The 15823-nt window shown below is 34.5% G+C and carries 15 protein-coding genes; 14 read left to right on the forward strand and 1 reads right to left on the reverse strand.

Going from position 1 to position 15823, the window contains the following annotated elements:
- Position 1: 1 nt before the first annotated feature.
- The 14 genes from OQ267_RS04580 to OQ267_RS04645 all read left to right on the forward strand — a co-directional run bounded on the left by OQ267_RS04580 (position 2) and on the right by OQ267_RS04645 (position 13061).
- Positions 2–175, forward strand: a complete 174-nt coding sequence (locus OQ267_RS04580) for a hypothetical protein (protein WP_265835058.1) — start codon at positions 2–4, stop codon at positions 173–175.
- A gap of 71 nt (positions 176–246) precedes the next feature.
- Positions 247–1215, forward strand: coding sequence for a DUF2931 family protein (locus OQ267_RS04585; RefSeq protein ID WP_265835059.1), 969 nt, complete (start codon positions 247–249; stop codon positions 1213–1215).
- A 1-nt stretch (position 1216) separates the two neighbouring features.
- Positions 1217–2632 carry a T6SS phospholipase effector Tle1-like catalytic domain-containing protein gene (locus tag OQ267_RS04590; RefSeq protein ID WP_265835060.1) on the forward strand — a complete coding sequence of 472 codons (1416 nt, stop codon included), beginning with the start codon at positions 1217–1219 and terminating at the stop codon, positions 2630–2632.
- Positions 2633–2642: 10 nt separating this feature from the next.
- Positions 2643–3626: a hypothetical protein gene (locus tag OQ267_RS04595; RefSeq protein WP_265835061.1), complete on the forward strand. Its 984-nt coding sequence runs from the start codon at positions 2643–2645 to the stop codon at positions 3624–3626.
- A 16-nt stretch (positions 3627–3642) separates the two neighbouring features.
- Complete coding sequence (locus tag OQ267_RS04600; RefSeq protein ID WP_265835062.1) at positions 3643–4128, forward strand: PAAR-like protein; 486 nt, start codon at positions 3643–3645, stop codon at positions 4126–4128.
- Position 4129: 1 nt separating this feature from the next.
- The gene (locus OQ267_RS04605) at positions 4130–7048 is read left to right on the forward strand and encodes a hypothetical protein (RefSeq protein WP_265835063.1); all 2919 of its coding nucleotides are present in this window, start codon (positions 4130–4132) and stop codon (positions 7046–7048) included.
- A gap of 89 nt (positions 7049–7137) precedes the next feature.
- Positions 7138–8001 (forward strand): hypothetical protein, encoded by an 864-nt coding sequence (locus tag OQ267_RS04610; RefSeq protein ID WP_265835064.1) that lies wholly within the window; start codon positions 7138–7140, stop codon positions 7999–8001.
- A gap of 628 nt (positions 8002–8629) precedes the next feature.
- The gene (locus OQ267_RS04615; RefSeq protein ID WP_265835065.1) at positions 8630–8809 is read left to right on the forward strand and encodes a hypothetical protein; all 180 of its coding nucleotides are present in this window, start codon (positions 8630–8632) and stop codon (positions 8807–8809) included.
- Positions 8810–8843: 34 nt separating this feature from the next.
- Positions 8844–9287 carry a hypothetical protein gene (locus tag OQ267_RS04620; protein ID WP_265835066.1) on the forward strand — a complete coding sequence of 148 codons (444 nt, stop codon included), beginning with the start codon at positions 8844–8846 and terminating at the stop codon, positions 9285–9287.
- A 384-nt stretch (positions 9288–9671) separates the two neighbouring features.
- Positions 9672–10043 carry a hypothetical protein gene (locus OQ267_RS04625; RefSeq protein WP_265835067.1) on the forward strand — a complete coding sequence of 124 codons (372 nt, stop codon included), beginning with the start codon at positions 9672–9674 and terminating at the stop codon, positions 10041–10043.
- A 688-nt stretch (positions 10044–10731) separates the two neighbouring features.
- The gene (locus tag OQ267_RS04630) at positions 10732–11004 is read left to right on the forward strand and encodes a hypothetical protein (RefSeq protein ID WP_088302237.1); all 273 of its coding nucleotides are present in this window, start codon (positions 10732–10734) and stop codon (positions 11002–11004) included.
- A 3-nt stretch (positions 11005–11007) separates the two neighbouring features.
- Positions 11008–11403: a DUF983 domain-containing protein gene (locus tag OQ267_RS04635; RefSeq protein WP_265820333.1), complete on the forward strand. Its 396-nt coding sequence runs from the start codon at positions 11008–11010 to the stop codon at positions 11401–11403.
- Between the two features lie 108 nt (positions 11404–11511).
- Complete coding sequence (locus OQ267_RS04640) at positions 11512–12174, forward strand: DUF2461 domain-containing protein (protein WP_088302239.1); 663 nt, start codon at positions 11512–11514, stop codon at positions 12172–12174.
- Positions 12175–12221: 47 nt separating this feature from the next.
- Complete coding sequence (locus OQ267_RS04645; RefSeq protein WP_088302240.1) at positions 12222–13061, forward strand: OmpA/MotB family protein; 840 nt, start codon at positions 12222–12224, stop codon at positions 13059–13061.
- Between the two features lie 39 nt (positions 13062–13100).
- Here OQ267_RS04645 and OQ267_RS04650 read toward each other — a convergent pair whose 3' ends face one another.
- Entirely contained in the window at positions 13101–15680 is a 2580-nt protein-coding gene (locus OQ267_RS04650) for a hypothetical protein (protein ID WP_265835068.1), read from the reverse strand.
- Positions 15681–15823 lie beyond the last annotated feature (143 nt).

Raw genomic sequence — 15823 nt, forward strand, 5'->3', positions numbered from 1 at the left:
TATGGCAATTATAAAGCAGGCAAAAAATATTAGTATTGAAGTTATCCAAAAATACGAATTGCGTGTTGGTGTTAAATTGGAAAAGATTGCGCAGGTAATGAATGTGGAAGCCACTGCTCAAAATTTATCGCTCGCCAGTAACAAAAAAATTGTTTCAAGCGGTAACAAAACATGAATTTAAAAATAAACAAATACTTATTGCTTATTCTAACATCGTTAGCTATAATAAGTTGCAAAGGACAAAAAATGGAAGAAAAGTTTGAGTGGACGGGAACGGTCTCGGCTCCGGAAGAGTATCCTATAGAAGTTTATAAAGGTGCAATTATTGCTAATGATTTCACCTATGGATTTGATGCCATTTGGGGTACACAAAATACAGGATGGGGAAATGATGGAGGCATCATGTCTGTATCTACCAAGCAAATGGAGGTGCCAGATTCTCTAAATTTTACCTGGCTATCACTTATCGAAAAGAAATTCTATACAGGTAAATGGAAATTGGATAAAAATAGAATTGCTACACTTTTTAAAGAAGGTTTCATAAATGAGATAAGCAATAAAAAGGAAACTTATACCTTAATTAAAATCGGCTTAGCACCAAAAGGCAGGGTAGTGGTTTGGCTAACAGGGGCAGGTTTTCAAACCGAAGTTGGTGCATATCAGGCACATGATACCACGATAACAGCAGACCAGGCATATGAAAATGCGAAGTATATGTTTAAACCTGATTATATTCAGCTTACACTGGCAGATAGTATGGTAATGAAGCCAGAAATAAAAGCTCGTACTACGCAGTACGGTCAGCCAGAGATGGATATTTATGAGGTTTACCGCAAACGTTATGACTGGCGTCCTGTTATTACCCTTCCAGCTGGAGGGGAGGCAAGCTCATTGTTTTATAATTTTTGGAATGGTGAGGAAGAAAATAGGTTTGGTAAGGAATTAATTAGTAATTCATATAGCTCAAGGGCTGTACCCCATTATATTACCTTAATCTGGAAGGATAAAGATGCAAGAAAGAGAGGTTTTGAAATCAGACCATTTAATGAAAAGGAAATTATAGCAGCTTTTGCAGAACTAGGTAATTCTAGCCCGATAGATCTCATGATCAAATTAAACGAAAACGGAACGGATGCACAGATTTCTATAAAAAATAAGGAGAACGAAATAAAACTGATCAATAGTAAAATTAAGATTAACGAAAATCTGGATTGATATGACTAGTGTTCAATTAGGAGCTTACACGCCAAAAAATAATATAACTGAATACCTTGATATAAATCTGGGAATTTTTTTTGATGGTACAAAAAACAGTAAAACCAATACCAATGAAAGGCTGGCAAATACAAGCAATTTTCAGAAATACGGAAAGGACGATGATGAAAGCAGCTATTATAATGATTGGTCTAATGTAGCAAGACTCTGGGATAACTATGATAAGGCTTCTAGCCTATATATTGAAGGAATCGGAACTGAAGATCAAAAATCAGACAGTACTATTGGATATGCTTTTGGTTCTGGAGATACAGGAATTAGAGGGAAAGTAAGAATTGCCTGCGAAAAGATTGTATCAGAAAAGTTGAGCAGGATTTTAATGGCGAACAGAAGTAAAAAATTGCGCAGTATAACCTTTGATGTTTTTGGTTTTAGTAGAGGAGCGGCGGCGGCAAGAAACTTTGTTTATGAAATTGGCAAATCTGAATATAAACCTAGCGTTATAGTAGAGCCCAGATCAGGAACAGTATCAAAATTTGATTCAGACGGGAAGCCAACAGGCGCACAGGTATTACCAGCATGTGGGCATCTAGGGCTGATGTGTGAACAAGCTGGTTTTAAAATTAAACCAAACCAAATCAAAGTAAGGTTCTTAGGTATTTTTGATACCGTGTCATCTTATTCAAAATATATCAGCGCAATGCCTAATTTTAATGATGTGGATGAACTTCATTTAAATGAAATAGGAAGAGCACAAACTGTAATTCATTTTATTGCTGAAAATGAGCATAGACAGAACTTTTCACTTACGAAAGTAACTATGGGAAAAGAAAAATCATTTCCCGGAGTACATAGTGATGTAGGTGGTAGTTATGATACCGGTCCTGAAGTAAAGGAAGAACTGGAAACCACCTGGACCAATAGAAATAACCTGGAAGTATTCAAAAGAAAATTAATTGAGCAAGCTTGGTATAAGGATAATGAACTCGAAATTACTGGTGGTTTTGCATACTTTGCATTAAAAGGAACAAGAAAACTGATCAAAAAGGAATATAGTTACATTCCCCTTCATTATATGGCACAATATGCCAAAATAGCAAACAATCCAATTAATACAACCAAGGTTGAACAAACTAAATATAGTATTTCTGATGATGCCTTATTGGTGAGGGTAAAAGGCTATTTAAAAGATTATGTGATGGGTAATGGGCAACCCTATACTTTTAAACCTCTTGATCAGCTTGATCAAAAATATGCAGGGGCTAAAATACCTGAAAGGAAATATGCAGATTATCAAAAAGAAAAGCAGCAGCAAGAAGATTTGCGGATTTTAAGAAATAAATATTTGCACTGGTCTGCACGAAAAGAAGGAATAGGTATGGATCCGAATGCTGATGGTAAGAGAATTATTTATTAACTGCTAGCTTATGGAAAAAGTAAATAAACCCTCACATTCATCTCTACCAGGTAAGATTGAACTTAACTTAAATCACGCTATAGACTTTGCTCCGAAGCCAAGATCTTACAGAAGTTATGGCATTACCATTAAATATTACGACCAGGGCAATCAAGAAGCGACAAAAAGATTAGATTACCAGATCCACCTCAAGGTGAACCAATTTAGGGATGAAAATAAAGTTTGGCAGTTATGCTTTGATAAAACAGAACTTTTCATAGATCGCCATGAACCCGATTTTGTGGGCGAACAATTAGCCAGTATGGCCATGAGTGCCATTTATCCCTTAAAGGTTGATGTAAATTCTACGAACGAGATATTTAGAGGAATTGTTAATCATGGAGAAATCCTAAACCGCTGGAAACAGGTAGCCGAAAAGATCTCCGATAAGTATGAAGGCAGATATGCGGAACTCTATTTAGAAAAGATGGAGAAAAAGATATCAGATAGGTTTGAGCTCGAATATGCATTAAAGGCAGATATGTTCTGGAACGTGTTTTTTCATCCCCAATACCTAAAATATGATGGTAACTTATCACAACAAAGTACATTGTTTTTTCCAGTTATCGCTTATAAAAACGTGGCTTTCGAAGGTGTCCAATCTATTCAGCCCAACTATACCGATTATGGGACATTTAACGTGAATTTTGTCTCAGAATGTGAACTTACTGAAGCGCAAAAAACACAAGTAAAGCTAGAAGGGCCTTTAAAAATGAAATTAAATGCGGTGTTTGATTTAGACCGGGATGGAGCTTTGCTTAAACATGCCCGAGTAGATTGGAATTTGTATAAAAAGGACAAGGGCGAAGAGATAAGCATTAAGCGCATTGCATTTTCTGCTTATGAAATTGAAAGCAGCATTCCGGCAACAGATCAGCAGTTGTTAATTCAAGAGGGAAATAACGGTCTTCCTGTTGAAAAGAAAAAGGGGTTTTGGGCAAGAGTATTGGGTTAAATAAAGGAGAAGAGAAATGTCACAGAAAGAAATCATTGTACAAGGTGCTACCTGCCAATGCCAGTTTGGTACCACAACGGATAAATTGAAAGTGCTTACCCAGCAAAAACATTATGTGAACGATAAAGATGGTGCACAAAAACTTATTGCGTCTCATGTAGATATCGGAATGACTTTTGAAAAAAATACCTTTGGCCAATGTAAACTTCAGCCAACCCCGGGTGGTTTTAAGCCCTGTGTGCCTGCACTAACTGAATGGAAGGGCATGTATAAAGACATGGTGTTAATTAACAGTGGGCAGGTTTTGGTAGAAGATAGTAAAGGGGTTTGCACCATTAGCGGTTCGCCATGTATATTTTTTGCCAAAACAGGGCAAAAAGGACAGCCTTCTCAGCAGAATATTGATAATGCTGATGAGGAACAACAATCGCAGATTAACCCATTGGTGAATATAAAGCAAATGAATGTGCCATCTCCTTATGAATACTTAAATGCTAAGTAAGATGAAAAAAATAAAAAGTTGCTATTACGAAGTTAATGGTAAAAAATTCCTCGTGAATTATAATTCTGCGATTCTTATGCAAATTGGAAAAGATCATAAATTTTTTGTTGAGTTTGCAACCAATGAGAATTTTGAACAAGATTTTATACCAAAAAAAGAAGCAGCTATTTCTCAAGTAAAATGGGCATATATTTTAAGTTATTCTTTTTCAAAGCTTGAAAAAAATAAAGCTAAGCAAGATGTCTGGGGTTATTTCATAAAGGAAAATGGTACCGTTCCAATCAAAAAATATGGCATTGATAAAAATTATATTCTAGGAAACGAAATTACATTTTCACCCACTTCGCAAGAAAATCCATTTTGGGAAGGCGCAGGCTATGTAATGATTTTATTTATTGACGAGCCTGGTGATGGGATATCATTTCCTTTTATGGCAGTAAAAAACCTTCCCGAAATTCGGGGGTACTATTTTGATAAACAAAAAAATATAGAAAATAATCCAGAAATAGGAATTAATGATGGTTTTTATAATTATAATACTACAATCAAGCTATATTTTTCCACTCACATGCTTCCTATTAAAAGCCTTCCCAAAGGCAGTAATGTTATTCAAGATGGAATTAATGTAGATGTTGCTACAGAATGGGAGAATTTACAACTTACTATAGAATTATTAGATGAAGCTGGTGACACTCAAACAACAGCAAGTACCAAAGAAAGAGAATATCGCTGTGATAATGGTTATAAGTTCATATTAGACAAGCCATTGATTGAAGGAGAATTAAACAAATTTATTGAAGATCAATCAAGTCTCAGTGCAAATTGTAGTTTCATAGTACCTATTACCATAGAATTAGATTGGAAAGATAAATTTCATAAAAATCATAAAGCACAACCTACAAAAAAATATTATGTGATGATTGCCATTAAAAATAAAAAGACTGGCGTTATCTATATTTGTAATCCTAAAGACGAACAATGGTTCCAGACTGTCGATAATAAAATTGAGCAAATACCAACGAGTCATTTTTTTGCCGTAAAGTATAATAGCTTTGATGTAATCTTAAGGGAACTTGAAGCAAAAAAGAACAACCAGATACAATATATTGGCGATGTACAATACACAAGGAAAGAATATGATCCTTGTGGATATTCTATGATTGAAATTAGTGATGAGGGAGATGAAGATAGAAAGCCGTTTGTTGTTTTTGACGAAAATAAATTGGCTGACAGTGGAGATAAAACTTCACAAACCTTCGATATTATTAGGGGCGATGCTAAAAAAGATGTATTAATTTCTTTAAAAGAGCTTCATAATAAAAATGTAATGTGCATGGGGGTAATGCTACCTAAAAACGAAAAGCACGATAGTAAAGAAAATGTTTTCCTGATGGATACCATATTGGCAGCTAAAAAGTTAGGAAATGATTACGAAAGAGTTGAAGATACAAAACATAAAAAGCAATTACGAAAATCGAACATTGCTGTAACAGCAGAAAATGAAAACGATACCGATGTTATAGTTGATGAAAAGCAACCAGCATATGATGTTGAAAAAGTACAAAATTTAGTTGCTGGTACGGATTATGAATATGCAGGAGAAGATAAATTAAAGCTAAAGCTCAAATATCTTTATAATAAAAGTTATGATAATGCCATTCTCAAAGCCATAGGTTATGAAATTGACGAACAATATTCTGCGGCCAACTTAAAGGTTAAAGAAATTGCATGGGTGGCAAGATATATTTTTTGGAAAGATTACTTTGTTCAACAGTACTTTGTGCCTGTATCAACTTGCAGGTATCCCAATCAATTAGTAAGGACAAGGGTTTTTCCTAATTTGGAATGGTGGATTAATGTGAAATATGAGACGGAAGAACCAGTATATGTAAGACAGACCCCTAATTACAAGCATAGAGAATTTTTTACTGAAAAAGGTCAAAACAAGAAACTTAAAGAAAGTAGGTTAAAAGAAAAGGAAAAAAACTGGAAGATAAAAAAATATGAATTGGATTTTGAAGCTGGTTTTAAAATTGATGGTGAAGAGAATCCCCTAATTCCTGGAGATGGATTTCCTCTTTTAAATGCTATAAATTTTTTATTGAAGGCCTACGAAACATTTAAGGAAATTACTTTTGCTGATGAAGCAAAAGAAGGAGAGGCCGCTATTGCAAGCGGAACCGCAAGAACTACAGATGGTTCCCCTTCTAGTAAAAAGATGGTAGCACGTTGGAAGCTTAGGAAAGGAAGGGGGCTTCCATTCAGAATAGAAGTATCCACGCCTGCATTTAGTGGCGGTATACAAGGTAAGTTTGCTCAAAGTAAATCTAAACCAAATGAAATGGGCGCATTTTATTTTTTAGAGTTTGCTGCAAAACCACTTTTCGGTATTAAAGGCGAATTAGATTTGTTATTCTATGCTCAATTTATCGGGCCCATTGGCCAAGCGATGTATAGACTGTCACAAATAGTTAAAAAAGTAAATTATTTAACTTTAGGAGCCATAAGGATTGATTATTACATAAATGTAGGGGCAAAAGTTGATTTTAATTTAGAAATTAAAGCCTTGGAATACCATAGCGTTGATGGTTGGGATGGTGGTGAAATCCAATTTTATATTCCTATTGAAGTATATCTCAATGCAGGTGTTGATGTAAATGCAAGTATAGAGGGAATTGGGTCGATTTCAGCCGACGCTCGTATAGAAGGAAAAGCCGAATTTGAGGTTAGGGCAACCCATGATGAAAGAAATAATAAATGCCCAGCTTTGCTGAAATTTAATGGACTGACCGGCAAGGTCTGGTTGAAATTTAGCGCGAAAGATGACGCTAAAAGTGAAGAGGGAGAGCCGGAAGAAGAACCCGATCATAAATTCTCAATAATAGACCCTAAAGATCCATGGAATATAGATATCATATGAAAATTAGTTTAACAATATTCTCAATTCTGATGATTTTTTGTAATTGCCAACAAACATCACAAAATAACATTAATAAAAACTCAGAAAAAATGAATAGACAAGAAAGTGCTAATCCAGCTGCAGGTAAAATAGGCTATATAGTTCATGTTAATGCGTTATCTCCTTATGAACTTTATTTGGATGATATACTTATTGATTCCTACTATAGAAATAATATAAGCAATACAACTGAATTGAATCCTTATTTATTAGGCAATGGAAAACATACCTTAAAAATCAAGTTTCTTCCTAAGCAAGATTCTTCTGATCAAATGGTATTGCCAAAAGACATCATTTTTAATGAAACCGCAAGATGGCATATTTATTTTTCAAAAATTGTTTCAGACAAAAATGCGCCACTAGGCTACTCAAATGAAATAGACTATGCTAAAAGCGAGTTGAAGATTCAGGCGCCTACAAAAAAGGTACCTTTTTGGGAACAGGCTTGGGAGGTAGATGTTAAAGATTTACCTTATCAGGTCAAAGGTTGGAGTGAAAGTCAAGATTTGAAAAAAATAGATAGAAATGTCCTGCAAAAGGAGGTAGTTGAATATTTTTCTAATCTAAAAGATTTGCTCAATACTGGGAAAATTGATGATTTCCGTAAGCTGTGTAAAAAGAGAGACGAGGAATTGGATGTTGTTACCTATACCACGCCAGAGGATTCAAAAATTGATTATCAAAACAACAAAGAAAAAATGTTGAAACTATGCCCTGGAAATATGCAACCATTTGATAATTATGAAATGAAAATCTATGGAAATGGCAGGTTGGTTACACTGGTTATACCCAATGGTAAGTATAAAAACTGGACTGCTTTGATAAGTAAAACGCCCAAAGGAAGGATAACAAGTTGGGGAATATTATTACACAAACCTAAAGGCTCAAATACTTTCGAAATTATTAGAAAATAAAGCAAAACAGAATTTGAATCTTTATAAGGTATTAATTAAAAATAATATTGGAAAGAACAGACCATGGATATTTAGAGAATGAGTTGAAGATCAAAATCTCTCCAAATTTTCCGAGAATAAATCCGAGTGATCAATTAGAGGTTTTTGAAACACATAACGACTTTAAATATCTCAGTATTCTTTCTCTTTTACTTACAGCGCTTTTATATTTTGTAGACCCGGCCTTATTGCTTTTATTTTTTTTAACATCATTTTTATTGGCATACGCTACCTGTGGAATTTTAAGTACACATTTAAGAAGAAACCTTTAATAGTTATAAATAGTATAGGCATTACAGAAAAAGATCATTTATATATTTGGCCAGAAATACTTGATCTTTCTTGTTCAGAAGAATTTAATAACGAGCGGGGTATGTTTACTAGTACGCATTTTAGGTTTATCTATCATGGTGATGTGAAAAAAAATTATATTGGTGGGTATGATAAATCCATTGAAGAAATTATTCATTATGTAGCAGTGTTTATGATTACAAGTCGTTGAAAAGTAAAGGTGATAACCCAGTTTTGGCAGGAAGAAAGCCAATTAAACTTGCAAAGTCGATTTCAAAGCCAAGTCTAAATAGTTTCCTTGCCTATCGAAAATTATCAAATAATATTTTTAGGTGGAGGAAAGTTAGTTGCAATTAGAATTCCTAATGAACCAATCGGATTAAAATTTATTTCTGATGATGAAACGGACAGTGTAGTCTACGAACAGGCAATCTTTCATAGAAAAAATAAAGGGGAAGCACTTTCTTTAATAAGATAAATTTATATTGTAGAATATGTTCTATAAAATTTATTTGGAAAACAACGATCTGATTATTGAAACATTCTTTTTAAAGGAGAAAATCGCTATTGATTCAATTGATGACATCATTATTTCATACCATCGTGGATGGAATGAACATAAGCTATTTACTTACTTTGATAAACCGATACAATATGAATTGACCAGAAGATCTTGGTTTTATCAAATGTTATTTCAAATATTTTTAGCATTTAATACAGAAAAATTTAGAATTTATCGCGCTTATGACAATGAACTTATTACTAGTATGTTTAGTTTGTTAAAGCCTTATCTATCTCCACTTATTAAAACAAAAGATCTTGATTTAGCTCATAGCTTTACATGGATGACTTATGATGAGGGTGGACAATTTAAGCAAATGAAACTTGTTTATAGTAGGGAAGGCTTAGGTTTGAAAAGAGTCATGTTGAAACATAAGATATTGTTGGAAAAATAATAAATAGTTTGGAGTGGATAAAATAGGCTTAAATTAGTCTCTTAATTAGATGTAAATAGCTATTAAAGTATGATTGCCAAAAGAATTTCAACTATTCTATTCTGCTATTTCCTACTTTTTAGGCTCTATGTTGTTTGCTCGTTATTCTATTTCTTCATTACCCAAGAAACTAACGAAAGCTTAATCAGGAATACAAACGATGGTTACCAACTGACCATTTTCCAGCTTGAGTTTTATTTTTTCTTTATTGTTTTATACAGTTTTAGGCCATCACGATTTAATAAAACTATTATTAAGAGTTACAAAGATGGTGGGACTGAAAAATTATCCATAAAATCTTTTTTCTGGATCGTTTATATTGGTGTACTATTTGCCGTGTTCGGGATGCCATTATTGATTCTCAAAAATGCATTAGGAAATGTAATTGATGTAATTACAAAGGCCAACTATTACATAATTGAAAATACAAGCTTATTGATAATGGCAATTATGTTTTTAGGCCTTAATATGTTGGGCTTTTACTACGATTTTATCAATGCTTTTGATCATGCCAAAACCCAGTTTTTCCGTTTTTTATTCGCATTTATGTTAACGGTTCCAGTTTCGGCACTTCTATATTTAATTTCTGTTGTACTTCAGATAAAAGCTGATGCCTTGATAATCATCTGTTTGGCATTTAATCTTTCTTTTCTTTTTCTAAGTATCATGGTCTGTCTGAATAAAAATAAATTAAAGGCTGTTAGAATTAACAGATAACGGATTCTTAAAAGATTGAATCCTAGATCTTTGTTGAGGGATCGCAGATTAATATTTTACCAGATTTTCCAAATACTGTATAAGGGACGGCAAAAGAATTATGTTGGTATAAAAGTTGGGAATAAAAAAATTGAATATAAAACATTTTATAAAAATAAAATTAAGGAATATATAGAATCAATAGTGAAGGATGCAACTTCCTTGGGAAATAAGGAGGTTTAAAAGGGTCGGCTAAAGAATATTTAAATAATAAAATTAACATCTTTACTTTAATCATAAGCTTAAATTTTATTTTGACTTCTTGCCAGACAAAGCCGGATAAAGTTGCATTTAATATTTTGCAAGAGCCTTACCAATCTGTTATTGCTAATAAAAATATTTTTCCCTTAAGATATCATATGTTAATGGGATGTACTCCAATAGTCGATGGCTAAGATTTTACAAATTCAGCTTTGATTTTTATGCCCAAGTAGCTTATCAATTAGTGGGTTGGGATAACAGCAAAGACCTGGGTAAAATGTACTTTTATCTAAAAGTAAGAACACTCCTGAACAATCTTCAGGCAGATTATAAGAATAAGGGTTATTTACATTTTTGCAATGGCCTTTAAATCCTCGCCTCATCAGCAGGGGTTTTTATGACATAATTTTTAAGCTGCTCCAGTCGTTAAATCTGTATATTTGTGAACATGAAAAGGAAAATGATTTTTGTCTTATTTCTGGCGTTGCTCAACTTTGGTATTGCAGCACAAGTGAATGCCCAATGTGCCATGTGCAGCATCAATGCTGAACAAGGCAATAAGAATGGTAATACGGTTTCTGCCGGTTTGAATACAGGTGTACTCTATCTTTTAGCCATTCCATATCTCATGGCCGTGGTGGTTGGTGTGGTGTGGTATAAAAAATACCGCAAAAAGAATGTTCACCTGGACATGAAGAAAGAGCCCTTTCATTTGAACTAAGCCATGGCCGATCAAACATCCAAGCTTTACGCCATTGTGCATTGCAAATGCCCGCATTGCCGCAGAGGTGATATTTTTACAGGCAGCATGTATGGCTGGAACATTCAGCATACAAAAGAAGTTTGCAGCCACTGCGGACAAAGGATTGAAATTGAACCAGGGTATTTTTATGCGGCCATGTACGTGAGTTATGCCATGAATGTGATTGAAATGTTGCTGGCCAGTTTGCTTACCTACCTTATTTTTGGTCCCTTAACGGATGATACCTTCTGGCATTATCTTATTGTGATTTTTGCGGGCTGTTTTATTCTTTATCCGCTCAATTACCGGTATTCGAGAATTATATTACTGCATATTTTGTCGCCAAATATTAAGTACAAGCCGTATTATGATAAATGAAAGGGTTAGTTGGAGATTTGGTAAGTTATTTATAGATAGTGGCTTAGTCAATTCAATCCAACTTGTCAGCTGACCAACTCTACAGTTTACCAGATTAATATCTCAACAATGTTAAAAAAAGAAACTTTAAAATTTATAAAAGATGTAGCCAGCCACAATAACCGTGAATGGTTTGCTGAAAATAAAGCTAAATATGAGGAAGCCAGGGAAGACGTTTTAAACCTGGTTGCTGCACTTATTCCGGAACTTTCTAAAATAGATCCCACGATTTCGGCTGATACGGATGCGAAGAAAAGTCTGATGCGCATTTACAGGGATGTTCGTTTCAGTAAAAATAAAGATCCGTATAAAAATAATTTCGGGATCTGGTTTTCCGCGAAAGGTAAGGGCGGGAACGGACCTGGCTATTACCTGCATATTCAGCCGGGCAATAGTTTTGTAGCGGGTGGTTACTGGATGCCTGAAGCGCCGGATGTTAAACTCATCAGGCAGGAGATCGATTACAATATCGGTGATTTTAAAGCGATCATCAATAACAAAGACTTTAAAAGTCACTTTAAATTGGGTACATCCAATGCATTAAAGAATGCTCCTAAAGGCTATGATCCGGCTGATCCGAACATCGAATATTTAAAACTTAAAAGTTTTGAGGCCACAATGAAACTGGATGACGAAGAATTTTTTAAGCCCTCAATCGTTAATAAGTTAATAATTTCTTTTGGTACGGTACAACCTTTAGTTGCATTTTTACGGAGCGCTATTGATCAGTAACCACAATTATTGAACCTGCTACATAATACTAACATCTTAATACTAATATGAAAAACACCTTCTTCGCTTTTGCTGTTCTCCTGTTCGTCTCTTCCTTAAACTCATGTGTTGTTTTATCTCCGAAAAAGTATAAAGCCTTATTGGGCAGCAAAGACTCGTTGTATACTGCTTTCAATGAAGGACTGGTTAAGATAGAAAATCTCGAAAAAGAGGTATCCAGACTTAAAAAGGATACCACCATGATGGCCGAAGAATTGAGAGATCTTCAAAACAGCTACAATGAAGTAGATGCGAATTATAAAAAGCTTAAAAACAATTCCACTACTGAAATTACCAAATTATCTGGCGATTTAGCCGCAAGAGAAAAGCGTTTAAAAGAAGTTGAAGAAGTATTGCGCAAACGTGATGAGGCCACAAACTCGCTAAAAGAAAAATTACAGCAGGCATTATTAGGCTTTACCAAAAGTGGCTTAACGGTAGACATTAAAAATGGTAAAGTCTATGTCTCTTTAACTGATAAACTGTTGTTCCCTTCGGGAAGTATTATTATTGATGATAAAGGTAAACAAGCCTTAACCCAGCTGGCCAATGTATTAAAGCAACAGCCGGAAATTAATATTGCAGTGGAAGGGCATACCGATAACCAGAAAATCAATAACCTGGGGCAAATTAAAGATAACTGGGATTTAAGTGTATTAAGGGCCACATCAGTTGTCCGTTATTTAACTGAAAATGAGAAGGTAGAAAGTGTAAGGATGACGGCTACCGGAAAAGGAGAATATCAACCCCTTGGTGCAAATACCACTGCTGAGGGAAGAAGTAAAAACAGAAGAATAGAAATTGTACTGTCACCAAAACTGGATGAACTCTATAACCTGATCAAATAAAATATGCCAGGCCTGTTGATCACCATCAACAGGCTTTTTTTATTCACGGTATGATTTTAATACTTTGAAGGTTTGTTCAAAATCTCCGCCATTTAAGTTTGTATAATCCGGCATGGAAATTTTATGTCGTGATAAAAAGTTTAACAGCTGCTTAATGACGTTTGATACTTCTTCCGATTCTTCACCATGTTTAAGGGCGTCTATTTTTAACAGGTAAAGGGTTACTTCCATCGTTTTGAAATCGGATTTTTGTGCTATTCTTAAGCCCTCATCGCATTCCACAATTGCCTGTTCATAGTGGTGAATACAATTATAAAAGCTGGCTTTAAAAACAAAAAAACCAACTGAAATAAACGGTGTGTAGTAGGTGTATTCGCTCCTGATAATTTTATCTACAAAATTAACGATCCTTTGTGCTTTCTTGTAATAATTCAGTTTTAGATAAGTATGGCCCAAGTGAATGAGCAGGAATGGTGAAAATACAGAATTCCTGATATGAAAAATATTGGGGTATTTATTCAGGATAGCCATAATGAAACGGTGGCATTCTGCATAGTTTTTCTGTGCAAACAATGTAATCAACACCAGCCGGTAGGAAAGAATTTCTGCCGTGGTAAGTGCTTCATTCTTTAATGGATGTGTGCGGTCAATCTGATGGCAAAGCTTAATAATTTTATCTTCAATCGCCCGCCCTTCATTTGGTTTGTTAATCAGGTTGTTATAAAAATATAAAATCAGGTCGTAAGGGTTAATAGGGAAAAGTTCATTCAGCCTTTTATATTTTCGCTTTAACAACTGCATGGTATTCACCAATGAGGCTTTATCGATATCAATTAATAAGATATTGCATTCTATAACATGCAACATAATTTGCACATCCTCATTTAATACATTATCAGAAATATGTTTAACCGTCTCCTTGTATAACCTGCTCATGGTTCTGCCTGAAGCCAGCAAACTGATAAAATCTTCGCCAATGCTCTGTTTATTGAACATGGCACTTGGCTTGCTCAGTTCATATTTTGCAACACTGCAAATGAAATCAAAGGCTTTGTTTTTTTCTTCATTAGTAAAGGGAAGTGTTAAGATATTTTTGAGTTCGGAAATCTCATTTCTGATTACACAAAATCTGACCGCCCAATTTAAGATATTGTTTCTTAAGGGGGTTTTAGGCAAAAAGTGTTGTAATATATGTTCAAAAAACGCTTTGCTCGACCGGTATTTGAAAGTTTCGGTAATCTGGATAAATACGAAATACGTATAGATGTCATTATTTAAAAAACGAACGATTTCTGTAGGTACAACCGTGCTTAACCTCTTTTCTTCAATTAAGATACCGGTATACAATAATTCTTCATAGGCTTCAGGATAGCTGTCAATATAGCTCAGCACGTTTTCTTTAGCTACTCTTAAACCTTTGTTCCCTATGGAAATATGCTCGGTTATTTTTTTTAGCAGAAATATTTTTTCGGTACTTTTTTTAGCTAAAAATATTTTTTTCTCCAGAAAATAATTGATCAGCTCGTAGCATAGCAACGGATCTTCAAGTTCCAGTGTTTTAATCTCATTGGAAAGCTTAAAATATACCTGTAGCCAGAATGGGGTTTTGAATTGTGTGATTAATGGCTGGCTAATATCATCTATGGTAACCTGCTTTTTCTCAATATGACTGAGTGTATGTAAAATTTCATTGTTATTAAGCGGTGGAACATTGCATAACGTATCTTCATCATAATATACGCCGGTATACCATGATTTGGTTAAAAATGCCGATCCGGTTAAAACAGGCTGCAGGTTTATCCAGGTGTGGGTACGTAAACTGATGACCGTTTTTAAGAAGTTATTCTCTTCAATGCTGTACAGAAAATCTACAAATAACTTAAACCGGTTGCTGTTTGCAATGTAATCATCGATGCCGTCAATGATAATAATAAATCGGCCTTCTTTCAGGTTGGGGTTATTTTTAAAATAAGTGACTAAATCACTCACACTGGCGAAATTGAATTCTTTTAAAAACCATTCCTTTAATGTTAATCCCGCCTGAATGGTGGTCATGATAGCATAGGAATTAATCATTAAAACAATATCATTTTTATATAGTGCATGGTCAGCATGGAAAAACTGCTCTACCAGATGGGCAACCAGGATAGATTTGCCATGACCAGGCTGGGCACTGATGGTGGCAAACTGATAATTGTTTTTTAGAAAGTAATCAAAATCCGGGTAATAGAAACTCCTTTTTGCCGTAAACTCAAACGGTACACCAGAATTATTTTTCTTGTTAACCAGGGATGAGTCTGTAATGGCTTTAGCCTTTAGTTTTAAAGTTTGCCATAAACTCTGGTCAGCTGTAAGGTTATCTCTTTTATCTTTCGTAAAAGCGTCCCAGTCTGCATACCCGATATATTGCGATAAGCTGTTTAAAGTGAACAGCGAAAATTTATGCAGCGTATTGGCAAAACCAAAGAAACGTTTGATAGTGGTTTCACTAACATAGTTTTTAGTTTCCTGAAATACATACTCAGAAATTACTTTACAATGTGCCGGATCAATATTTCGCAATCCTGATTTTGTAAGTACAAACTTCCTGAGTTCAATGAGGAGTTCGTTCGAGTTCATTAATTATAGAGATGATGACTTTGCTAATGTCATCAAATTTTAACAATAGGAGAAATGAATTAGGTAACAATAACGCTTATGAATAAAATGAATAGGATAGCTTATTGAAACAATGAATAGAAATGGATAAGTCAGGTTAAAGT

Origin of the sequence: Pedobacter sp. MR22-3 (assembly GCF_026240075.1) — a bacterium.
GTDB lineage: Bacteria > Bacteroidota > Bacteroidia > Sphingobacteriales > Sphingobacteriaceae > Pedobacter.